At 38.8% G+C, this 23,661-nt stretch carries 23 protein-coding genes and 1 tRNA gene; 1 reads left to right on the forward strand and 23 read right to left on the reverse strand.

Annotated elements, in window-relative coordinates; all coding sequences use genetic code 11:
- Nucleotides 1-7 precede the first annotated feature (7 nt).
- From K0S23_RS04565 to K0S23_RS04630, 14 genes are all read right to left on the reverse strand, one after another.
- A complete protein-coding gene (locus tag K0S23_RS04565) occupies nt 8-829 on the reverse strand; it encodes a helix-turn-helix domain-containing protein (RefSeq protein WP_300354906.1) in 822 nt (273 codons plus the stop codon).
- A gap of 167 nt (nt 830-996) precedes the next feature.
- The gene (locus tag K0S23_RS04570; protein WP_300354909.1) at nt 997-1,422 is read right to left on the reverse strand and encodes a DUF6326 family protein; all 426 of its coding nucleotides are present in this window, start codon (nt 1,420-1,422) and stop codon (nt 997-999) included.
- 108 nt (nt 1,423-1,530) lie between these two features.
- Nucleotides 1,531-2,133, reverse strand: a complete 603-nt coding sequence (locus K0S23_RS04575; RefSeq protein ID WP_300354912.1) for a Crp/Fnr family transcriptional regulator — start codon at nt 2,131-2,133, stop codon at nt 1,531-1,533.
- Between the two features lie 230 nt (nt 2,134-2,363).
- Nucleotides 2,364-3,101, reverse strand: coding sequence for an SDR family oxidoreductase (locus K0S23_RS04580; RefSeq protein WP_300354915.1), 738 nt, complete (start codon nt 3,099-3,101; stop codon nt 2,364-2,366).
- A gap of 79 nt (nt 3,102-3,180) precedes the next feature.
- The gene (locus K0S23_RS04585; RefSeq protein WP_300354918.1) at nt 3,181-3,747 is read right to left on the reverse strand and encodes a Crp/Fnr family transcriptional regulator; all 567 of its coding nucleotides are present in this window, start codon (nt 3,745-3,747) and stop codon (nt 3,181-3,183) included.
- A gap of 103 nt (nt 3,748-3,850) precedes the next feature.
- Nucleotides 3,851-4,750 carry an AraC family transcriptional regulator gene (locus K0S23_RS04590; RefSeq protein WP_300354921.1) on the reverse strand — a complete coding sequence of 300 codons (900 nt, stop codon included), beginning with the start codon at nt 4,748-4,750 and terminating at the stop codon, nt 3,851-3,853.
- 32 nt (nt 4,751-4,782) lie between these two features.
- A complete protein-coding gene (locus tag K0S23_RS04595) occupies nt 4,783-5,586 on the reverse strand; it encodes an SDR family oxidoreductase (protein WP_300354924.1) in 804 nt (267 codons plus the stop codon).
- Nucleotides 5,587-5,723: 137 nt separating this feature from the next.
- Nucleotides 5,724-6,632: an AraC family transcriptional regulator gene (locus K0S23_RS04600; RefSeq protein ID WP_300354927.1), complete on the reverse strand. Its 909-nt coding sequence runs from the start codon at nt 6,630-6,632 to the stop codon at nt 5,724-5,726.
- Between the two features lie 80 nt (nt 6,633-6,712).
- Nucleotides 6,713-6,919 (reverse strand): hypothetical protein, encoded by a 207-nt coding sequence (locus K0S23_RS04605; RefSeq protein ID WP_300354930.1) that lies wholly within the window; start codon nt 6,917-6,919, stop codon nt 6,713-6,715.
- Between the two features lie 34 nt (nt 6,920-6,953).
- Nucleotides 6,954-7,868, reverse strand: a complete 915-nt coding sequence (locus K0S23_RS04610; RefSeq protein WP_300354932.1) for an SDR family oxidoreductase — start codon at nt 7,866-7,868, stop codon at nt 6,954-6,956.
- A gap of 228 nt (nt 7,869-8,096) precedes the next feature.
- Nucleotides 8,097-8,453 (reverse strand): DUF1801 domain-containing protein, encoded by a 357-nt coding sequence (locus K0S23_RS04615; protein ID WP_300354935.1) that lies wholly within the window; start codon nt 8,451-8,453, stop codon nt 8,097-8,099.
- Between the two features lie 2 nt (nt 8,454-8,455).
- Nucleotides 8,456-9,007, reverse strand: coding sequence for a DNA-3-methyladenine glycosylase I (locus K0S23_RS04620; RefSeq protein WP_300354938.1), 552 nt, complete (start codon nt 9,005-9,007; stop codon nt 8,456-8,458).
- Between the two features lie 56 nt (nt 9,008-9,063).
- Nucleotides 9,064-9,387, reverse strand: a complete 324-nt coding sequence (locus K0S23_RS04625) for a nuclear transport factor 2 family protein (protein WP_300354941.1) — start codon at nt 9,385-9,387, stop codon at nt 9,064-9,066.
- 20 nt (nt 9,388-9,407) lie between these two features.
- The gene (locus K0S23_RS04630; protein ID WP_300354944.1) at nt 9,408-10,202 is read right to left on the reverse strand and encodes an SDR family oxidoreductase; all 795 of its coding nucleotides are present in this window, start codon (nt 10,200-10,202) and stop codon (nt 9,408-9,410) included.
- Nucleotides 10,203-10,326: 124 nt separating this feature from the next.
- On the opposite strand from K0S23_RS04630, the gene K0S23_RS04635 reads away from it, so the two are divergent.
- Nucleotides 10,327-10,686, forward strand: a complete 360-nt coding sequence (locus K0S23_RS04635; RefSeq protein WP_300354946.1) for a helix-turn-helix domain-containing protein — start codon at nt 10,327-10,329, stop codon at nt 10,684-10,686.
- A 353-nt stretch (nt 10,687-11,039) separates the two neighbouring features.
- Here the strand turns inward: K0S23_RS04635 and K0S23_RS04640 are convergent, their stop codons facing one another.
- The 9 genes from K0S23_RS04640 to K0S23_RS04680 all read right to left on the reverse strand — a co-directional run bounded on the left by K0S23_RS04640 (nt 11,040) and on the right by K0S23_RS04680 (nt 23,643).
- Nucleotides 11,040-11,501: a hypothetical protein gene (locus K0S23_RS04640; protein ID WP_300354949.1), complete on the reverse strand. Its 462-nt coding sequence runs from the start codon at nt 11,499-11,501 to the stop codon at nt 11,040-11,042.
- A 382-nt stretch (nt 11,502-11,883) separates the two neighbouring features.
- A complete protein-coding gene (locus tag K0S23_RS04645; protein WP_300354952.1) occupies nt 11,884-12,798 on the reverse strand; it encodes an NAD(P)/FAD-dependent oxidoreductase in 915 nt (304 codons plus the stop codon).
- A 135-nt stretch (nt 12,799-12,933) separates the two neighbouring features.
- The gene (locus tag K0S23_RS04650) at nt 12,934-13,716 is read right to left on the reverse strand and encodes an SDR family oxidoreductase (protein WP_300354955.1); all 783 of its coding nucleotides are present in this window, start codon (nt 13,714-13,716) and stop codon (nt 12,934-12,936) included.
- 59 nt (nt 13,717-13,775) lie between these two features.
- Complete coding sequence (locus tag K0S23_RS04655; RefSeq protein ID WP_300354958.1) at nt 13,776-14,393, reverse strand: TetR/AcrR family transcriptional regulator; 618 nt, start codon at nt 14,391-14,393, stop codon at nt 13,776-13,778.
- A gap of 244 nt (nt 14,394-14,637) precedes the next feature.
- Nucleotides 14,638-14,925: a hypothetical protein gene (locus K0S23_RS04660; RefSeq protein WP_300354961.1), complete on the reverse strand. Its 288-nt coding sequence runs from the start codon at nt 14,923-14,925 to the stop codon at nt 14,638-14,640.
- Between the two features lie 383 nt (nt 14,926-15,308).
- The gene (locus K0S23_RS04665; protein ID WP_300354964.1) at nt 15,309-15,881 is read right to left on the reverse strand and encodes a hypothetical protein; all 573 of its coding nucleotides are present in this window, start codon (nt 15,879-15,881) and stop codon (nt 15,309-15,311) included.
- Nucleotides 15,882-16,659: 778 nt separating this feature from the next.
- Nucleotides 16,660-16,733, reverse strand: a tRNA-Arg gene (locus K0S23_RS04670).
- A gap of 134 nt (nt 16,734-16,867) precedes the next feature.
- Nucleotides 16,868-17,137: an ATP-dependent Clp protease adaptor ClpS gene (locus tag K0S23_RS04675; RefSeq protein WP_300354967.1), complete on the reverse strand. Its 270-nt coding sequence runs from the start codon at nt 17,135-17,137 to the stop codon at nt 16,868-16,870.
- Nucleotides 17,138-17,190: 53 nt separating this feature from the next.
- The gene (locus K0S23_RS04680) at nt 17,191-23,643 is read right to left on the reverse strand and encodes a hypothetical protein (protein ID WP_300354970.1); all 6,453 of its coding nucleotides are present in this window, start codon (nt 23,641-23,643) and stop codon (nt 17,191-17,193) included.
- Nucleotides 23,644-23,661: the final 18 nt, after the last annotated feature.

The raw sequence follows: 23,661 nt of genomic DNA on the forward strand, positions 1-23,661 counted from the left end.
CGACACGCTAATCCTTAGCGTAAAAAAGAGAAGATAAAATCATTTGCTCGTCCGACAAAAAGTCTTTTGGCCTGATGCCCGTAAATTCCTTGAAGTCCTTTATGAAATGATTTTGGTCATAATACTCGCTCTCGTAAGCAATTTCGGTAAATGTTTCGGTCTGTTGGTTGAGCAACAGTTTTAAGGCGGTTTGCAAGCGGACAACTTTACCCAATTGTTTTGGGCTCATGCCGATTTGTTTCAAAAATTTCCGTTCAAGCTGTCTGCGCTTCGATAAATCTTCTTTTAAAATTGATTTGATCGGCGAACTTCCGCTCGTTGCAAGAAGTGCATCAACAGTAGTTTTTACGATGTTGTCAATCGTAGCTTTTTCGTTGAGTATGTTTAGCAGAAATGTTTCAATTATCTCAATCCTTTGTTGTGTACCGGCAGCGTGAATGATTTGTTGCTCCAACTCATTGGCAGTTGTTTGCCCGAAAATCTCCGCGATCGGAGTTTCCTTGTTTTCCAAATCTTTGAGCGGTGTTTTTATAAAGTTCGTAACCCCATACGGATAAAAACGTGTTGCAAAACAGTGCACATACCCGACAGGCTGGATCGTGAAGGGTTCTGTAATCTGTCCTACCACGATTGCCCGTGGCTGTATAATAAATTCGTTTTCAGAAGTATACCGCCTGATATCATCGCCCAAAATAAATATCAACTCCATACAACCATCCGGAATAATCCGTTGTTTTTCGGAATTGAATTCAGCCTGAACCTCCAAGGTCCAATAGCACTTAATCAATGAGTCTAAGTCTCTATTTGGTTGGAATGTGTGATAAGTCATTTGTTAGATAATATTTACTACACCCAAAGCGGGATTTAAAAGTAATAAACTGTATTTGATCGCGCAATTGACAGATATAATTTAAATCGGAAAGAAAAATGGGAGAAGTTATTTGTAAGGAGAAATTTACTGTCTACCCACACAAATCTGTACATGCATTTTCAAAATTAGATGCGGGGCCATTTCCACGCATAACGGATAATCAGGCCAAGAAGAGCGACTTCTGCAACAGCCCCAAATACCATGTGTATCCAGACTTCTCCTGCCAGATTAAACAATGTATAAGGAATATATAGCGCAGCCACGATTATGTTTGTAAAGCGATTTACTTTAGCCGACAGGGCAACGGAAAGGAAAATCATCAATACCGGAATTGTCATTGAGGCTAGTGCTGCCAAAAGAAATCCTTGCGTAATATCAAATACAAATACCTTGTCTGCTAACATATCTTCCAGTACGCCAGGCATGAACAAATGAAAATGATCTATATAGATGTATAGAAACATAAAACTTGTCCACAGCGCTGCAAGCTTTAATTTCAAATTGATCTTGATTTCTTCCAACCCTTTTTGTTGTGTTTTTTGTGTATCCATAAATTATCAACTTTACTTTTTACGTTAAACGATACAGCAAAAGTAGATTGGTTAAACACAAAAAACCGTTCACTTAAGTTAAGAAATATGTTTTAGCTCCTCCCTGTGCTAACGCTTGGTCTTCAGGAGCGATGCTCCTTCTTTCCCAAGAATTCGTGCTCTTAATCTGCTTAATGACTGAGGCTTGATACCTAAATAGCTCGCTAATTGGTGCTGGGGAACACGCTGAATAAGGTCGGGTCTTTTTTGCAATAAATTGAGGTATCGTTGTTCGGGTGAAGAAGTTTTGAACTTGTCAAAGTCTATCCGTTGTTTGGCTAAAAGTTCTTCGGATAATATTCTGCAAATGGTTTCGAACTTTGGAAACTTGCTGTTTATTTCAGCTTCCATGTCCGAATTTGAAACTGTAAGTATGGTGTCTTCCAAGCAACTTACATAATATTCGGAGGGTGTTTTGCTTATTACACAAGGAGGAGTAAATGCTTCCATTTCGGTATAGAAAGCAGTCGTTTTTTCTTCACCATCTAAAACATAATATACCCGAATACAGCCTTTTAGAACAAAGTAGCTATCTTTCGATCTCTCCCCTTCTTCAAGTAAAATTGTCCCTTTCTTTACAGAACGAAATATGTCCAAAGACTCGATTGCTTTCTTTTCATCTTCAGTCAGCGAAATGTATTTTGATATAAAGTCAAATAGTATGTCTTGCATTCTTTAAGTTGTTATTGTCTTTTGTTGCGCTTGCCACCAAATTGTTTGTTGACGAATATAGTTGATTTACTACAATTCTCCTCACTCTCAATCCTCACACTCACACTGAAAGAAAAGAGTGATACACTACAAATTCAGAGTGAGTTTGAGTGTGAGAGAAGAGGGCAAAAGAAAAGAGCGACACTCACGTATCGCTCTTTTCTTTTTGTGACCATCAGGATTGGTAATCGTTACCAGGGAATATCTCCGGTTAACGGGTTTGTTTCCTCACTGATAAATTTACCTGTTACTCCATCCTTGTCTAACAAGGCGTATTTTATAATGCGTTTTCCTGCTTCTTCAACTTCGCCACCATTGTAGCCTGTAAAATCCGTTTTTGTATATCCGGGACAAACTGCATTTACCTTGAATGGGGTGTCTCTGAGTTCGTAAGCCAGGTGTACAGTAAACATATTTAAAGCTGCTTTTGATGAACCATACACCGCATATTTTGCGAAGTCATAACCCATCCAATCAGGGTCGCTTTGCAGTGTAAGAGAGCCTACACTTGTGCTTACATTCACAATTCTTGGTTCCGGCGATTTGTGCAATAAATCAATAAATGCTTGTGTGACACTTGCCACACCAAATACATTCGTATTAAATGCAGACAAGAATTGCTCTTTACTTGCTTCAAGTGCGGTATAAGGTGCTCCGCCATTGATACCTGCATTGTTAATCAAAACGTCTATGCTATCTGTTTTTTTGCCCACTTCAATTCGTGCATTTTTTACTGAATTATCATCTGTTACATCGATCTGAATGGCTTCAACAGTCGTTAAATTTTCGGCTTTCAATTGTTGAACTGCTTTTGTACCATTCTCCCAACTTCTGCTTCCGAGATAAACGTAAAATCCATTTTGCACTAGTTGTTTTGCGGTTTCAAAGCCAATACCTTTGTTGGCACCTGTGATAAATGCGGTCTTCATTTTTGCTTGTTTTAAAAATTTATAGTGCAAAGATTTCACTATAAAGAATGAAGTCATTTACCATTTGGTAAAAAGCAAATCATTTGATGTTTTTTCTTATTCTGCTTAATGATTGCTGCGTAACGCCTAAGTATGAGGCAATATGAGAAAGAGCAACCCGATTAGTAAGCGTTGGATAATTTTCCAAAAATTCCAAATAGCGTGTGGTAGCGTCTTGAGAAATTACCGGACTTTTTCTGGATTTTTGATAAAGGCACTTTTGAACCATTTTGTTTTTGATGTTATCCCAACCCACTATTGTATGGGAAAGTTCCTCCCAATCTTGTTTCGAAAACACTAGCAGTTTACAATCTGTACTGGCTTGCAGGTATTCGGCAGAAGCTGAATTTGATTCAAAGTTTACGTAATCAACCACTAAATTATTTTCAGCTATAAAACAACGTGTAATTTCTTCTCCTCTGTTGTTGTAATAACAGCCACGAACAACACCTTCCAAAACGAAACCAACTTGTCGGGGAATTTTCCCTGCTTCTGAAAAATACTCTTCCTTCCGAAGTTCTATTTCTTTGACTTTGCTGATAATAAGGTCAATTTGATGCTTGTTCAAGTTGCCGAATTGCAAAATATATGCTACCAATTCTTCCATTTTTCAAAATTAGTGATTGTCTTCACCCTGTAATTTACCATTTGGTAAAAGTGAACATCTATCGAAATTCAGAATCTCATAGTTTGGGCCTTTATTCTATGCCTCAATTAAACGATTGCCTAAACTCCATGGGCGATAAGTTTGTTTTGTTTTTGAATAGTTTACTAAAGGACTGCGAATGCTCAAAGCCCAATTGATAAGCTATCTCATTCACAGTAAGATTTGTTGTTGAAAGTTTTTCTTTCGCTTTATCAATGAGTTTATTGTGAATGTGATTCAGTGTACTTTGACCTGTCAGACTTACTAAAACATCGGAAAGATATTTACTGCTCATATTTAGTTTTTCTGAAAAATAACTCACCGTTGGAAAGCTTTCAAAACTGTCTTTAGAATTAAAAAAATCATCCAATAGTAGTTCAAACTTTGAGAGTAAGGTACTATTTGGTGTTTTTCTGGTTATGAACTGCCTGTGATAAAATCGATTACACAATGTAAGTAAAAGGTCTATCTTGGAAATGAGCACATCTTTACTGAAACTGTCTATTGGACGGTGATACTCTGATTGTATACTTTTGAATACATGCTCAATTTCACTTTCTTCTTCGTCGGAAAGTATTAAGGCTTCGTTTACAGCATAATGAAAATAGGTGTAAGACTTCATTTTAGCCGCAAATGAAGTGTTCTTGAAAAAATCCGGGTGAATGAGCAATAACCATCCTTCATTGGGACTGGTAAAATCCACATCAATGGCAGAAACTTGCCGGGGTGCTGTAAAACCCATCACTCCTTCATTAAAATCATAGCTTGTTTGACCATAAGTGCTTTTGCATTCATAATCCTTTTTGAGACTGATAGTATAAAAACCAAGTGAAAACCTTACTTTTTCCCGGGTCTGAAATGGAGGTAAATCTTCAAAACGGTGTATGCTCATCATAGGATGCTTTAATGCCGGGTAGCCTAAAGTCTTATGATGCTGTTGGATTGTTTCGATATGATGCACCATCAATTTCATATTTAAAGATATACTTAATAATTCTAAGATTTAATAAGGCCCATTTGTTTCTGTTTTTGCCTGGAAAATATCCGCGCAATGGTACGAAGTGGCAGTATTCGGGTAAGCATAACGATTCTTCTGTTCTTTATTCCCGATATTCGAAATGCCTTTTTTTGATCAAAAGCCATCGATAGTTCGCTTGCTACCTGACCCGGTGTTTGAGTAGCTGCATTACTTGTAAGAGATTTACCCCAGGCATTATTAGTTGCTTTTGTATTCATAAAATTAGAGGTTGTAAGCCCCGGACTAAAAAACATCACATGAACGTTGTAAGGCTTACATTCTTCTGCAATGGAGTAAGTGAATATTTTCACGAAATGCTTTGACGCTGCGTAAACGCTCATATATGGACTGGCAATAAAAGCTATCAGGGAACCAAGATTAATGATCGTGCCTGATTTTCTTGCTTTCATTTCCTGTAAAAACAAATGAGTTAATGCCGTTAACGAAGTACAATTGATTTGTATAATATCCAACTCGGTATTTAAATCATTGTCCGGAAATTCTCCACTTGAACCGATTCCGGCATTATTAATTAGTACATCAACTTGTAGATTTCTTTTTTGGCACTCATCAAAAATTTCTCTGGAAGCATCCACCCTGCTAAGATCCGCTACAATATATTCTGTTCTGATACCGTAACTACTTGAAAGTTCCTTACAGAGTTGTTGTAATTTCCCCTCACTTCTTGCTACTAAAATGAGCTTATGTTTTTTTGAAGCAAATTCTTTGGCCACGGCTTCACCTATGCCACTACTTGCTCCTGTTATTAATGTATAATTCATTGTTTTATCTTTTTAAATATGGATGTAAAGGTCAAAAAGATAAATCGTCCATTTGTAGCCAAAATGCCAAATATTGGGTGAGAAAAGCGGATCAATTAAAAATGAAATAGTAAGCTTGTTTTAGTAAATAGGTTTCGTCAGTTAAATGAGGATCTAAACTCCATCGGACTTTGTTTCGTTTTGGTTTTGAATAATTTGCTGAACGACTGTAAATGTTCAAAACCCAATTCATATGCAATTTCGCTTACCGATAAATCCGTTGTGGACAAAAGTTCTTTTGCTTTTTCTATAAGCTTGTCGTGGATATGCTGCTGGGTGCTTTTTCCGGTTAATGTTTTAAGCAAGCTACGCAGGTATGTTGGCGATACGTTTAAGTGGTCCGAAATAGTTTGAACTGTCGGCAACCCTTTTGTCACCAAGTCATCACTGTTAAAATATTCCGAAAGCAGGTTTTCCAGCCGGTCAAGGATCTGATGATTGGTTACTTTACGTGTAATGAATTGTCGTTGATAAAAACGTTCTGCATAGTTCAACAAAGTTTCCAAATGCGAAATGATAATATCCTGACTGAACTTATCGATATTTGCATGATACTCGTTTTGAATGTTTCTTGCTATTTCGTTAATAATCGTTTCCTCCTTTTCAGAAAGAAACAAGGCTTCATTTACAGAATAGTCGAAATATTCGTATTTCTTTATTTTTTGAGCTAACGAAGTTCCCCATAAGAAATCAGGGTGTATGAACAACATCCAACCTTCAAGCTTTGACGGCACACCTTTTTCTTCACCGCGCAAAATTTGTCCCGGCGACATAAACGCCATCAAACCTTCATCAAAATCATATTTCTGTTGCCCGTAAAGAAGTTTATCACAACCTCTTTTTAATGACACCACATATAGGTCAAATAGCACGGCATCTATATCAGATTCATTTTTCAATCCTGACAGATCAACTATTCCAATGAGCGGATGCTGAGGTTTTGGAAGCCCCATTAAACGGTGTATTTCCGTTATTGATTCTATTCTATGCGGTTTTGTATTTGCCATTTCGTATAGCTAATTTAATTTTTAAACGGATATCTTAATCAAATCAAAGTCGGTGGTAAGACAAGAAAAGGAATTTCGTTCTAAACGAAAATGTAAGTTTGTAATAAATAAGCTCCGATCAAACCAATGCGGATGCCCATCATGGCGTTGATAAAAGCGGTGCGTGCCTTTTTTGGAAACTCCCTTCTATATCTGTAACTGAGATAAAATCCAATTGGTGGTACTGCATTGGAAAGTATCATTAAACCGAACGGAAGTTTTTCTGTGTGTTTTACTTGCTTGTTCATTTTGCTTTGTTTTTGGATCTCGAAACTGCAACTACTAAAATTCAACTTTTGCCAACTGTTGGGATACTTCCCATAATTTTAAAGAAACAGTTAGATCCGTTGCTTGTGCCGGTATTTTTGCGATGGACGGAAATCCTCTGGTTTCACCCATTTTATTTGGTCCGTAATACGATCCACCCGCGGCGTCCGGAGAAGTGGCTGCATATAAGGTCGGCAATGCTCCCTGTGCGGGTGGCTGGAATAAAAACGGAAAAAAGGTTCTCATTATCCCTGCAAAGCTCCAGCGTCCTGCTCCGGTTATCAACAGGTTTGTTCGGGAAACACCCGGATGAGCAGCTATACTCTTTATCCCCCACCCGTGTTTTTCACTTTGTCGCTGAAGTTCCAAAGCAAACATCAAATTCGCCAGTTTTGCCTGTCCATATGCTTTCATCGGAGTATACGAAGATTCAGACTGAAGGTCATCAAAATTGATCTGTCCTGCCCGGTTCGCTACACTTGAAACGCTTACAACCCGGGCTTCAGGGGATTGACGCAATAACGGAAGCAGTTGGGCTGTCAATGCAAAGTGACCAATATGGTTTGTACCGAACTGTAATTCAAAGCCATCAGTAGTTACTAGTCGTTTTGGCGGTGTCATTACCCCGGCGTTATTTATGAGAAGATCGATCGCTTGTCCTTTTGAAGCCATTCTTTCCGCAAAGGCTTTGATTGAAGACAGATCTGCGAGGTCTATTTTTTCAAAACTCACCTTTGCCTTCGGGTTAATCTGATGTATCCTTGCAATTGACTCTGCACCTTTTTGAGCGTTACGCCCCATCATTATTACATTCCAACCTGCTGCTGATAAGGCCAGCGCATCCTGATAGCCAACACCTTCTGTACTACCTGTAACTACAGCCAAACCTTCGTTTCTATGAGGAATATCAGATACTGTCCAATTTTTCATTTCGTTTTGCATTTCATCTGTTTTTTGTTGCTACAAAGTTGCTGTGGTTTTAACAAATGCATTTAGTCAAAACGACTTTTGATTTAGTCAAAAAACGATTACTTGTCAGGAAATGCCGGTTGGATTATTCCGAGGATCTGGAGTGGGTTCTGCAACTTAAACTATTGAAAAACTTAAAGATTAAATGAAATACGAATTATAATATCCAGCTTCGAGGTTTCTGTTCGGTTAGTGCTCGTATTTCTCAATCAGTTGTTTGAAAGTTTGTTTGATTTTGTCAACAGGAATGTCTTCCAACGGATTTACTTCGAAAGTTGTTACGTTGTGTTTCCCGCGTCCTTTTAATGGTAGGGATAGTATCTTTTTATCTTCAACGAATCCAACTAAAATCCTCTTTTTGTTAACCCATAAAAAACCAAGATTGAATTCTTTGTAACAGAAAAATGGGATTTGATATTTTCTTGTATGCACGACATTTTTATCAACTGAAAGTATGATTGATTTTAGAGCGAGTAAACATTCCTTTATTGTTGATTCTTGCTTGTCATAATAACTGTCCAATGCAGTTAAAACATCATCTTTCATTTTTACTTTTTTGCCCACATCGGTTCCTTTTGGAGTATTTGCTTATGAATCGGACAATTTTCAGAATGCGCTCCATGCAAATAACCTATACTCATTAAAAACTCGTTAACAATTTCACCACCTGTGAAACGAAATGTCTTTTTAAATAACTTCACCCATTCTTCCTTTGTTTTTGGGTGATGATGCTCCAACCATTTTTCAAATGAACCGAATTCTTTTTGCAAGTTGAGAATAACTTTTGCATTTTCAATGGCTGCATTTACCTTTAGTTTGTTACGTATAATTCCAGCATCGGCTAAAAGACGCTCACGGTCCATTTCTGTATAGGCAGCAACTTTTCTAATATCGAAGTTACTATATGCTTTACGAAAAGACGTTTCCTTTTTTAAAATAGTTTCCCAGCTTAATCCTGCCTGATTGATTTCCAAAACCAAACGACAGAATAATTCATTGTCATCATGAAGAGGGAAACCATAATAATTGTCGTGGTAATTTTTATGCAATGCTTTCTTCTCTTCCTGCTGCATTGCTTCAATAGCGTTACAATAACTCATCATTTAAGTATTTAAAAACAGAGAATGACTTAAAATTAGTCACTCTCTGTTTAATATTAATCTGTTACGTTTAAGTGTTGAATTTGTCCGTCAACGATCTCAAAATGAAATTTCAATACAAGAGGACTTCCGGGAAATGTGCCCGAACATTCTGCGGACAGTACTCCTAAATTCCCGTTTTCGATATATTCAAGAGGTTTCATCACGGATCTGTATTTCTTGTTTGATTCATCTATACAATGTTTGATTTCGACTCTCCCCGTATGGGTTTTACCTTCATCCAACATCACTCCTGTTTCAGAAAAGCAATTGGCGTAGGCAACGCTGTCAAAATTGTTTTGCGCTTCTACTAGATCGGTTATTACTTTTGGTAAATTCATTGTTTCCATTTTTTAGATTATTAAATTGTGGGTACTGTTCCACCATCGATTACAAATTCGGTTCCTGTTAAATAATTGGCTCTTGGTGAAACAAGAAAACCAACTAATTCAGCTACTTCTTCCGGCTCGGCAGGTCTGCCGTATGGTATTCCACCCAATGCTTCCATTACACCTTGCTGTGCTTCTTCTACAGTGCTATTGGCGTTTCTTGCAATCTCAGCCAACCAAGCTTTCGATGCTCCTGTACTGATCCATCCAGGAGAAACAGTTAGCACCCGAACACCTTTAGGAGAAACTTCATTTGATAAACTTTTACTATAGTTTCTCAATCCTGCTTTTGCAGCTGCATAGGGCAAAGTAGAGTCATACAGTGGTAGTATTCCTTGGATAGAAGCTATATGAATAATAACTCCGTTTTTTCGATCTATCATTTGAGGTAAAAATCCCCTGTCAAGTCGAACCGGAGCAAGCAAATTAGCCTGTAGGGTTGATTCCCAATCTTCATCAGATAATACAGTAAAGCCACCGGCAGGTGTTCTTGAAGAACCAAGATTGTTCACCAAAATATCAAGCCTTCCGTAAGCCGACAGCACTTCGCTGATTACTTTTTGTGTTCCTTCTGCTTTACTCAAGTCGGACGGAATGAAATGCAGTTTGCTGTTTTCTTTTTCCGGTGCGTTTCTTGCAGTGATAATAACCGTTGCCCCAGCATGTAGCAGTCTTTCTGCAATTGCTCTTCCGGCTCCTTTTGTGCCTCCGGTTACTAAGGCAATTTTGTCCGACAACTCATTGTTGAAATTAAATGTTTGTTCCATTGTTTTACTTTTTTGCACAAAGTTGGGATGTATATAACTTTCTGACAATAAGGGAGAATCGAATTGCATAGGGATAAGATTATCCCCTATTGCACAATTTGGAACATTGCAGTAATTTTGCTATATGCATGAAAGAAAAATTCCATTGAACCTGAATTGTGGTCTTGACCTTATTGGTGAAGTTCTTTATGGTAAATGGAAAATCCGTTTGTTGTGGTTTATAAATGAAGGACATAAACGTCCTAGTGAGTTACAGCGAAAAATTCCTGATGCTTCAAGAAGAGTATTGACAATTCAGTTGAAAGAACTGGAAGACCATGAATTGATTACAAAAGTTATTTATCCTGTAGTGCCACCGAAAGTGGAATACAGCCTGACGGATTTTGGAAAAACTGTGATCCCAATAATTTCTGCATTGGGTCAATGGGGAGATGATAATGAGAAACGCTTACGAAAGCTGATTTTGAAAAGGTTAGAAAATTAGCACCGTTGTCATTTTTTGAATTTTGTAAAGAGAGCATTGAATAAAAATCTATTTACTCCACCAATAGTGGGCATTTAGCGTTTGTGACTCGTCAGGATTCAAACCTGAAACCTCCACAGCCGTAATGTGGTGCTTCCGCCGCGGCGGATTGAGCGGCGGAATTTTGAAAGAATAAATTTTAGAAATAAAAAAGTCTAGCATTAATGCTAGACTTTTTTTGTGACCTCGAGCGGGGAAACGTCAAACTTTTATGGGAGGATTTAGAACATGCGTTGCAATTGGAAAAATTGTAGATTAAGTGCTAAAAACATTCTCGTATTAATCATTTTGTATGAACCACTGTTATGTGATTGCTATTCATCCTTTCCAAGATTAGATATAATTTCAAATAATTCCTTTCTCGAAATATCCGACTTTATTTCTATGTCAGGGAACATTCCTAAACTAAAAAATGATTGACACTTTCGTATAAGTGCCTGATATTTTTCATTATCAAAAGTATCAAAGTCCTCAACTGAATCCGGATAAACCTCATTCATTAGTTCATCAGTGATTCTTTCTGACGGATAGTTCGGATTATCCCACCAATCATCTCCTTGTTCTTCCCATATATTAATCATTCCAAGAAGTCTTAAAGGATCTTCCGCATTGAAGTCCCGATTGTCTTTTTTTGCAAAATATATTCCTAGACTCGAATCATCTTTATTGTTTGGATATAAAAACAGTTCATATCCTTTTCTTTTAATAATGGTCAACGCTCTATCATATAAATTAATATGATCAGTCATTCTGGAAATAACATTTTGATCCTGCATAACACTTTAATTAGATGAGAATACGATTAAATGAATCTAACGCATAAAAGACGAATATAGAAGTTTTTTGGATGAGTCTAGGATACACCAGGTAGGATGAAAATGAAAAAATCCCGATGTTAAAACATCGGGATTCCTTTTGTGACCTCGTCAGGATTCAAACCTGAAACCTCCACAGCCGTAATGTGGTGCTTCCGCCGCGGCGGATTGAGCTGTGGAATTTTGAAAGAATAAATTTTAGAAATAAAAAAGTCTAGCATTAATGCTAGACTTTCTTTGTGACCTAAAACGGGGAAATGTCAAACTTTTTGATGGAGGATTTGGAACGAGTGTTACAACTTGAAACGATTGATAAATGTGAAGTTCATAACTCACCTGCATATTATTCTAAAAAATCTTCTTCTGTCATTGCATTATTTAAGAATACTCCTGTATTATTCCCCGTCGATACAGCATATGATACAGCACGAACAGGGTTGGTACTATCTCCACAAGCGAATATATTATCCACCGTTGTTTTCTGAAATGCATCTACTTTGATAAGTCCCTGTTCTGTCAATTCACAACCCAATAATTCGGGGATTTTACAGTGCTGTTCAAAAGGAGGTCTTGAATAGATCGCTTCTAATTCAAAAGTTGAATTGTCTGAAAAAATTATTTCTTCGACAACTCCGTTTTTGTGTTTCAATGAGCTAATTTCCTTTTCAACTATTGAAATGTTGTGTCTTTTGATTTCATCGCTTTGCTCTTGTGTCAATTCCGATTTTCCATTGGTAAATACAGTTAAATCTTTTGTCCAGTTACGAATGAGTCGAGCCAAATGAAATGCAGCATATCCATTTGCCAAAATCCCTGTCTTTTGATGCTTTACTTCATATCCGTGGCAATAAGGACAATGAATTACTGTAATCCCCCAACATTCAGAAAATCCATCAATTTTTAGCATTTTGTCCTTCAAGCCTGTCGCAAAAATGAGTTTTTTAGCTGAAAATAATTTTCCTGATTGAGTTACAATCTCAAATCCTTTATCGGTTTTCGTTCCGCTAACGGCAAGATCAGTTAAGAATTTTACCGTGTCGTATTTCAACACTTCTTTTTTTGCTTTTTCCGCAATAACGCTTGGTTTTTCTCCGTCTTGCGTAATGAAGTTATGTGAATGAGGTGTTTGTCGGTTACAAGGCAAACCGCTGTCAATGATTAAAACATTTCTTAATGCTCGTCCCAAAGCCATTGCTGCCGAAAGTCCTGCATAGCTTCCGCCAACTATGATTACGTCAAAATTTTTGTTATCTGTCATGTCGTTAAAATTTGAAAATGCTGTTAATGGAAAAGGTAAAGCTAAAACTGATAAAGCAAGTCCCCCTTGTTTTACTAGTTCTCGTCTTGATATTTTTTTCGTCTCAGTCATGTGTTTTCAGATCGGTGTCGTTTCTTAAAGTTTCTTGGCACTTGCCAGCTTCATCTTAATTTTCATCATGACCGGGTCAGGCAATATTCCTGCTAAAATGGAATTGAACCGGTTTTGAAAACCTACAATCTTCTTTCCTTTTCCGTGTAGCAAAAGTTTCACTCCTTTGCTAGCAACTGTCTTTGCGGAGGTAAGCTTATTAGATTTCAGAAGATTGGTTTCCCGCATTTCCGGTGAAATAAATGCTGTTTCTGTAACCCCAGGGGCAAGCGTGGTAATCACTACGCCAGTTCCTTCCAGTTCAGCAGCGAGGGTTTGCGAAAAGGCTAGAACAAAAGCCTTGGTGGCTGAATATACCGACTGGTAAGGGAAAGGCAAATATGCAATCACTGAAGACACGTTCATGATTCTGCCCGACTTTCGGGCTACCATATCTTTAGCAAATAACTTGGTAAGGATAACCAGACTGCTGACGTTGAGATCGATCATGTTCAACTCCTTTTCCAACGAGGTTTCCAAAAAATTGCCATAGTCGCCAAATCCTGCATTATTAACCAAATGAGACACCTGATAGTTTGATGATTGGATTTCATTAAATAGCTGAGTCGCTTGCTCTGTTTTGCTTAGGTCTTTGGCTATATAATGTATGACAATTCCATATTTGGAAGATAATTCTTGCTGCATAGCTGCCAATTTATCCTCGTTGCGGGCAGTGAGGATAAGGTTGTATTTTAAAGCCGCAAGCTGTTGAGCCATTTCGTAACCAATTCCGGATGATGCTCCGGTTATTAAGATGTATTGTTTCATTTTATTTTTTTTTGAACGTAATTAATAATATGAACATTGTTCACTTGTAAGGAAAAAAATTATTGTTTGTCTAGTAGTTTTAAAAATTCATCATATCCGTCTGCCACAATTGTATCCGGATTTTTTAAAAGAACACCTTTTGTTCTTGCCCTTATTTCAAGGCTGCAAAGACCATGCACACAACCCCAAATCAAATAGGACAACGGCTCCAGCCTATGCCCTTTGAAATGCCCGGCCATAATACATTCCTGCACTACTGTTCGTAATACCTCAAAACTAGCAGTTCCCTCTTCCCATTCATTCGCCTGAGTGTCATTGAGAAACTCCATTGGCGCTTTTAAACTGAACATCAGGTCATATTTATCGGGATTGTCCATTGCATATTGGATATAAAGTTTGCCCATAGCTTTTAGGCGCTCCATCGGGTCATTTAAATCATACAGCACCCTGAATTGCACACCAAGTTCGGCAAAGCATTGTGTGTGCAGAGCATGAAAAATGGCATTCTTATCCTTAAAATAAATATATACAGTGCCGATACTGTAATCAATGGCATCTGCAATATTGCGGATAGTAGTCTGTTCAATGCCTTTTTCAACAAAAAGCTTCATAGATGCTTCAAGTATTAGGGCTTTCAGTTCTTCCTTTTTCTTTGCTTTGCGATCTGCACTACTCATTGTTAGATAATTTGAATGCAAATAAAATGAACATTGTTCATTTTTCCAAATAAACTTTTTCGTGAATCTTGAATTAAATCTATAAACAATTGATTATCAATAAGATTATTTAAAATTAATATAAGTTAAATTGTTTAAGATAAAGCTGATAAGGATTCCCGTCACTGCTCGTAAGACGGAAAGCCGAAAAGACAGAATGAGAATGATGAAATAAGAAATTACTAATTGAATTCTGACTCATACATTAGTAAATCACAAAAAACTCATCAATTCGTTCGTTGCTTTTTGATATTACCAAAGCAAAATATCCTATTTCAATATTTCGCTCGTCCAGTATTTGCACTTTGAATTTATGATAACCAAACTCGGTTATAGTATACTCGATTTTTTCAGATTCGATTGATATATTTTTGTTTTCAATATCTAAATCTTCGCTCGTATGATTTTCAAGTATTGCTTTAAATGAACTTTCCATTTCTTCACGAATTTCAAATTCAATTATTAGTTGGTTAATTTCGGATGGTGTTTTCACGGTATTGTCAAGCTTATTTATTGATGAATATAGAGAGTTTTTCCAAATTATGAGATAATCCGAATTCATTACTACTTCTCATCCACTCTCAATCCTCACACTCACTCTGAAAGAAGAGTCAGCCATGGCTGACGAAGACTGAGGCTCTGTCTTACAAGACAGAAAGGCCGAAGGATAGCACTCAAAAAGTGTGAGAGCGAGGATTGAGGGCAAAAGAAAAAGCGAACTACTTTCGTAATTCGCTTTTTCTTTTTGTGACCTCTTGCGGGGAAATGTCAAACTTTTTGATAGAGGATTTGGAACGGGTTTTAAAACTTGAAGACATGGATTTTGAGATGCTTAAGCTAGAACCCCAATGATTTCTATAGTCAACTATTGGCTTTTTACCTGAATTTATATTTATAATCCTCAGGAACTTTTCCTGCTATCATATTTGGCCTCTCATCTGCGAAGTTATTTTCATCCCAGTAATAATATTCCGCAGCTCTGTATTCACCCAAATTTAGCTCGTCAAACTCATCATTTCTTCCTGTTGTCACAACCCCTAACTCTTTCAAAACATGATTTATTTCTGTTTCTTTTAACAGGCATGTTCCATGTTCATAAAGGGATGCGAGTTGATCACCCATACCACCAAAATAATTCGTTTGAATGATTGCATATTTTTCAAAACCAATTTCTTCCGCAATCTGAAATACAATCGGGCTCGCCCAATTCAAATTTTCACTTTCGGATTCAATACCACAACCCAATATATGTGACCAATGATACATCGAATCGTCAAAAAGGATAATAATAGTATACTCTTTTTCAAATGCAGCAGCTAACTGATATTTCTTTATTACGTCAATATTTGTTTCAGCCTTCCTTCCAATTATTGCGTCTATGTGATGTCCCATTGTTGATTTTAAGTTTGCAAATAAGGTAATATTAGGAAATATATCCAAGGTTTTCACTTTTTGTGATTGACATAATGAGCGTTCATTACAGGTGATCAGGTTCAAAATCAGTGATCTTGACAAATAGATGCATTCGTGACCTCTTGCGGAAAAATGTCAAACTTTTTGATGGAAGATTTGGAACGAGTTTTACAATGTGAAAAGTTAGAAAGAACACTACTTTAAGAATAAAAGATTGAATTAAATAATTGGAAAATCAGAATTTATCTACCCTAAATCGATAATTACGTTTAAAAAAGCCCATATCAAAAGGTTCCCCACCCAAACTTTTCATACGACTTCTGAAAGACCCGAAGGTTTTATTCAAGTTAAAATTGTAGAGTTGCAGGAGTTCAATTGGCGGACTTTTTTTTGGATAAATCACAACTGATTTCGATTGGGACGGTGACGGCCAGGATGATAAAGCTGTCCCATACCGAATCACGGAAGTAGAATAACCATGAATATCTTCCCAAGATAGACGGATTACTCGAAACTTCAAAGGCTGACGTATCTTGAGTCCTTCTTCCATTACAGTTACGAATGAGCACTGACTCGAATGTTGACTATAAAGCATTATTAATATTGGAAAAGGAATTAGGATTGGAATTAGAGGCCCATAGTCTTTTTCTTGATAGAAAATCAAAATTGAAATTGAAATCAAAAAAAACAGCATAGATGCACATAAGAGAAAGATCACGGTAATAAGGAAGATCCAAAGGAGACTATGAGTTGTTTTCGTTTTATTCATTTTTCAAATATCATAAAAAAAGGGAAACATTTCTGTTTCCCTTTGTGACCTCGTCAGGATTCAAACCTGAAACCTCCACAGCCGTAATGTGGTGCTCTATTCAGTTGAGCTACGAAGCCTTTTTTGCTTTCGATCAATGACCGATTGCGGGTGCAAAGATAGGTGCTTTTTTCGTTTTTGCAAGTATTCTTGAAGCTTTTTTTCAAAGCTGCTCTACCGTTTGCTTTATTATCAACAGCCTTTCGACTCTTTCTTACTGGATTTCAGCACTTATTCCTCTTTCTAACAGCGCAGTACACATTGGCTCTAATTTTTCGTATTCACCGCGTTTTACCTGGCACTTTCCATTGAAATGAATGATCCAGGTACACTGCTCTGCTTGTTCTACTTCGTGTTTACATACTTTGATCAATGATTCAATGACGTGATCGAATGTATTATAATCGTCGTTGAATACCACTAGGTCTTTCTGGTCTACGAGTAATTCTAAGACTTCTGTTTCGTTTTGTTCAAGCGTTTGCATCTGTTTTGTTTGTTTTACAAAGTTAGTACTTTTTTGTCCGAATAACTAAGGGATCATTCCAATTTTAAACGGGCTCCGTGAGAAGTAAAAAGTGCCTCAACCTGTTTGCGCTGCTCTTCGTCCTCTACGTTCATCGAAACCTCAATGGCAGATGAACTGGCTTTTATTTCGTACGGAAGCGTCAATCGCAATAACCAATTTGCCCATGAGCCCGGAATTTCCTTAAAGTCCCATATTCCTACAACCAACTTCGTATTTGGTTCATTCAATTCAGCTTCCTTAGATGGAATTTGCACCAGGGTATCAAACAAAACAGTGGTGTTTACCAAACGCGGCAATGCTTCATCCGCCTGAGTCTTAATGCGCAGGTCTGTCTGATCAAAATAGAAATCTCCCTGGACGCGCAACTGGTTCATGATCTTCCGCGGATATTCCGAATAGGATTCTTTGGAGATCAAGACATACTGATTTAAAACAGGTTTATCTCTTACCGGATTTTCCTTCGCGTACTCTTTTGCAAGCTGATCGCTTACAGGAGCTTCCTGCATCTTCGGCAATTCCTGCTCTTTAAATAGGATTGCTTCTCCCTGGTCTGCCAATAGTTTCTTTGCTTCCTGCAGTGAAATACGCTCCCCATTGAAATAAGCTGTAATGAAGGCATCCGAAACACCTTTTTCTACGGCTTCTGCTTTCTTTGGTCGGGCGTCATCTACGGAGCGGAAGGTTCCCGTGGAATAACGGATCTGACCATTTTCCAATCGGCGGGTCACCAACGGATTAATATCGTGTAACTGTTCTTTCGTTGCAGGACGATTGTAAACACCAACCTGAACGGTATAGAACAATCCTTTGATCTCCTCAATAGCCATAGCTGTAACAGCTCCCGGAGCCTTATTGTAATCGCTTACTTTCGGTTCTGTTTTGTATTTCGCTAGTGTATCCGAAGGAAGCTGGGCAATGGTGTTTTGAATCACTTCCATCACGATCGAATCCTGGCGCATTGGTTTGCACAGGCCTTGTTCTTCCAATTGCCGGGCTTCTGCCAGGGATATGCGCTTTCCATCACAGTACGCAACCACAAAGGCATCTTTGTAACCCAAAGCGCGGATATCCTGCTGTGCATCCAGCACTTTCTGACGATTTCCGAAGTAACCGGCCAGGTAGCGTGTAATTCCATTATCGAGTTTCTCACCTGTCACCGGGGTAAATTCCTTGAACAAATCTTCCCGGATCGGTTTGGCAAATGCTCCAACCTGGACGCGATATACCAAGCCTGTCGGTGCCTTCACTCCTACCGGGATGGCTTTCTTAATAACTCGCGGTTCAATTGCGGTTTCTTTCTTGATCTCAAATCCGGTTCCAACTTCCGGTGCCAATACATCTGCAATAGTTGTTGAAATTGCGGATTTAGGCTGAACCTCGCGTGTCAGTACATTTTTCCATACTTCTTTGTCTCCTTCAACCGCGTTCAAAGCGAGATCCAAAGCACTTTCCTTCTGTGAAATTTCCTGGTTTTTGGCTTTCAGCTCGTTGGACAATTGCCCGATCTGAGTCTGAATTTCAGTTCGCTCTGCCGGATCTTTCGCTGCAACGTATTCCCTGCGCTTCTCCTCCAGTTTGTTCTTCTCCTGATTCACCGCTTCTTTCAATCGGTTAATTTCCTGTTGCTGCTCACGCAGTTTCGGATACTCCTTGTTTGAAGCAATAAGCTGTTCCTCCTCAACCGAAACTGTTTTCTTCAAAGCCGGATCATTAATCGCGTCGTATTTCTTCTCGTTTCCGATCGCTGCCAGCTGAACGTCAATTTTCGCAACAGCATCCTCCAGCACCTGTTTTTGATTCTTTAATTCCTTTTCCTTGTCCGGATCAAGTCCAGCCTTTTGAAGCAGGCTTTCAATTTCACCGATCTCAATGGAAAAACGTCGCTTTTGCTCTTTTAAAGCCGCTTCCGACTGAACTACCTGAGTACTTTCCTCAAAAATCTTCTCACTGATCAAATATTCCGTCGCTGCATCCAGTAAAGTGATCTGGCTTGTCTTCTCCAAAACCGGGTCTTGCTGCTTATCTGTTGCTGAAATCCGGTTCAAAACCACATTTTTCAAAGGATCCGAACCGGGAACCGACTCCAGTGCCTGTTTTTTCTCTTCCCTGGTAGTTCCAAGAGTAATCAGCGTCTTTTCCTGGATAGCAGTTTCCCTTTGCTGCTGAGCTTCCTTATTTTCAGTCAGCTTCTTTTCAATTTCCGTTTTTTCTTTCGCAGAAGCGGCAGTTAACTGAGCTTTCAATTGCCCTTCCTCCTCTTTCAGTTTCGCCAGGTCAGCTTCCGGATTCCCGGAAACAAGGGTTTTAACAGCCACCGGTTCCGGAGTTTCGAGTTCAATAATTCCCTTGCGGGTTTTTATTTCGTCCAGTTGCTTTTCCAGTTGTTCAATTTTCTTCGAATCAGGTGCCTCCGAACGTTTTTCCTCGTCTATTTGAGATTCGATACTTTCCGATAATTCGTTTAAGATCTGCAGTTGTTTTCCTGCTTCCTCCTTACTGCTTGGTTTTTGTGTCATTGCAAAGGCAAATTCACTTCCCAATACTTTTTCCAAACTGGCTACTTCCGTACTTGTTTTAACAGTAACAGGTGTTTTATTCGCAGAAGCTTTTAATTCTTCCTCCGTTTCTTTTGACTGTTGCAGCAAGTCGGTCAGAACCTGGTTCTCTGCAATTTTTTCAGCCGAAAACCCTTTTTGGATTGTTTTATTGTTTGACACGATTTGCTTTTCGATCGCAGCCTGTAATTTCTTTTCTTCTGCTAACTTCTCCAGGGCCTCTTCCTTACTCAGATCCTGAATTTCATCCGTACTCAAAGTTTGATAAGCTGGCATCACATCCTGACGCACCTGCTCTTCTTTCAGTTTCCCTTTCGCCTGTGAAACAGCTGTTTGCTTTTGCTCATCTAATTTGGATTCATGAATCGTTTCCAACTCATTCAGACCTATCAACTTGTTGATGGCAACGGAGTCAGTCGGATTATTCCCTACAATCTTCTTTACCTTGTCCTGTTCCGTTTGAATTGCACTCAGCAACTTTGTTTCTTCGTCGATGATCAGTTTGGATTTTTCCTCAGCCGGGGCAGTGCTGGCTTCGATCTTTGCAAGCGTTTCTTCATAAGCAGGCCGGACTTCTTTCACCAGACTTTTCTCATCCGTATTTTTCGGTTCAACAGCTAGTGCTGTATCCAATATTTTAATTTCTTCGTTCCTGGAAACAATGTTTTCCTCGAACTGTTTCTTGAGATCCTGCAATACTTCCTTGCGTTTTGTACTCACAGCATCTGTCTTCGGATTCAAAACAGCCAATTCCTTTTCAATCGATTCAATAGTTTTGGTCTCCAGTTGATTCAGGGCTTTCAGCTCAGGTACTCCGTTCTTGTCGCCGATTGCTTTCTTTTCTTCCTCGTAATCCGGAGCTACCTGGTTTAATTCCTTTTCAATGCTTATTGCAGCAATTTGTTCGTTCTGATCCGATTCCAGTTCATCCAGTTTTTCCTGGCGCTCCTTCACCACGCCTTCTTTGTCTTTTTTCAAAGTACTTAAAGCCTCTTTTTTATCCTGTAGTTTTTGGTTCAAAGGATCTTTCGTTAAAGCCTCGTATACCTGCTCCAACTCTTTATCAACCTGGTCAAGCAAGGCTTCGTCCACTTTATTCTGGGCTTTTAAACGCTCTTCCGTATTGGAATTATTCCCGGCGTTTTTTAATTCCGTATCATAATTGGGCATCAAAGCCGCGAGTTCTTTAGCCGGGTTTGTTGAAGCATTGACAGGAAGTTGTGATTCCGAAAGAATGACTTCCTTGTTTTTTGCATTTTCAGTTTTGAGGGCCAGTACTTTATTCTTCTGCTCGTTCAGTTTTTCGTCATCCGGATTTTTAACCAATCCTTCTTCGATCTTCGTCAATTCTTGTGTCAGCTTTTTATCCAGTTGCTCATTGTTTTTAACCTTCAATGCTACTTTTTCCTCGTGAGTCAGATCCGTTTGCTTGTCCACCGCATCCTGGGCCATGGAATAATCGCTTTCAAAACCTTCCACACGTGTTTTTGATTCCTGGGTAAGCACATCATTTGTTCTGGCTGTAACCTGGCTCGTCTCAATGGCTTTAATTTGTTCTTTCACGTAGGCTTCCAGGGAGCGGACATTGTTGGAGTTGATGGCTTCCACTTTGGTGTCAGCCTCTGCCCGGGTTGCAGTCCGGTTTTCATTCGTATGCTGCAAATTATTGATAAAGGTAATCTCCTTGGTATTTCCAACTTCTTTCTTGTGAAGTTCTGCCACTTTTCCATCCAGGCGCTTTACTTCTTCAGCCACCAGTTGTCTTTCGGATTCTTTTGAATCGATTTTAGACTGGATTGCCGGCTGGTCTTTTGCTTTGGCAGAAGCCAGTTCTGTTTTAAGCTGCTCAATTTCCTTATCTAATTGAGCACTGCTTTCTCTATAGGAGTTCAATTGCTTCTTAAGCTGCTCGGACTGTTTGCCGATTCCTTCGTTTTGGGCAAGCAGGTTGTCAACAGGATTCGGCTCCTTTGCACTCTCAATGCTTTTCACCAAATCGGCTTTGGCAACCACCGCTTCTTTTAATTGGTCGTACTTCTCATCAACCACTGCTTTGCTCACGGCTTCCTTGAGTTCCGTAATACCTTTCAGTTTTTCCTGTTCTTTCGGGATGAGTTTGGAAATACTGTCAACGAATGCGTCGATCCGCTGAATTTCCTCTTTCAACTCCAGGATCTTAGCCACTTTATCATTCGCAGCCAATAAAATATCATTCTTTTCTTCTTTTGTATCGGCTGCATTCGCTTTTGCAACATCCTTTTTAACCTCCGCCTGTAGGGCCTCTGCCTGAATAGCTTTATCCACAATAGCAACCAGTGAACCCGTCTCCAAACGCACTAAGCCGTCGAGTTTTTGTTCCTGCTTTTGCTGAATACTTTCAAACTTGGAAATGATCTCCTGGTTGGAGGCTCCTTCCAAACCGATATCCGCCAATACTTTTTTGTTCTCTTTCTGGGCATCCAATTCATTGATATCGAAATTACCCGCATTGACATTCAATTCTGCACGCGAACGGATAACTTCAGCCAGGATTCCCTGTGCATCTTCCACTTCTTCGCTGAATTGGTCAACAATCCGCACAACATCTTCCTTATTCAGCAGTTCTTCCTGTATTTTCTGCTTTAAAGGTCTGAATTCCTTTAAAAACGGGACAGAAACCTGTGACTTATGTACACTTGTACTCCCTTCAACCGTCATTTCGTAGGTGTACTTTCCTCCTTTCGGAAGTGTGATCAGGTAATTCCCTTTATCGTTTGATTTAAAAAGACCAATCTCATTTCCCGAAGCTGTTTCCACTACCTTGATCGCTATTCTTTTGTTTTCCGGGTTAATAGATGAAGTAAATTCTCCTTTAATAATGGCCAGCTGCAGGGGAACGCGGTCTACGCGAACTTTATATACATGGATCTTCCCGTTTTCACTTTGACGTGCAGAAGCGAAATAGGCATTTTTCTCCAATGAATCCACTACATAAAACAGGTCATTATCGGGCGAAGAGATCGCGAAGTCCATATTTTCAGGCGCGCCGAACGAACTGGTTTCAGGATCGAACTTCGAACGGAAAACATCAAATCCTCCCATGGAATTATGTCCTTTGGAACAGAAATACAAGTATTCTCCGTTCGGGCTTAAATACGGAAAGTCTTCGTCGAACTTCGTATTTACATTTCCCGGAACCAAGGCCGGAAGTCCCCAAGTCCCATCCGGAAGTCTCTTGCGGCAATAAATATCCATACTTCCTTTGTCCGAATCACCATAGGAAGAATAATAAATGGTTTGCGCTTTATCCGGAAAGTGGATCAATGGGGTGTGATTCTTCTTCTTATCGACCTTAGACTGGTAATCTGCAGTAATCAGGATAGCTCCGCCAATATGCGACAGATTATACAATCGGAAGAAGGATTTGTATTCGATCTCCTTTTTTTCCAAAACCACCAGGTCCGAGATCGTTGTCAGTAACTTCTTTCCATGCTGACACATTTCAATTTGGTGCTGGGTATCAAATTCGGGATTCGGTTTGCCGGCACTTTTTTGAATATAAATATTGTAATTCTTAATTGCTTCGTTGAACTGGAAATTTAAGTGATATGCTTTTCCAAGATAAAAATAAGCTTCGGGGGCAATAGCAGGATCTGTGATACTAAAATTCAGGTACTTGAATGCATCCTGTTTTTTATGCGAATTAAAAAGTAAACAAGTCCCGTATTTGTAGTTGTAATCTGTGGATCGCGGATTGAGTGCGATCAGATGCAGAAAGTTCGGTGTTGCCTCAACAAATTGTTTTGCATTGAAGAGTTTATCGGCTTTTAGCTTTAAATCGGCCTCGGTTTCTTGAGCAAAGGAACATTTAGCTGTTTGGATAAACAGAAATAGTAGTAACCAACCATTTATTAGTCTAAATGACTTCAAACTCAACATCTTGTTTTA

Origin of the sequence: Fluviicola sp., assembly GCF_029266855.1 — a bacterium.
GTDB lineage: Bacteria > Bacteroidota > Bacteroidia > Flavobacteriales_D > Crocinitomicaceae > Fluviicola.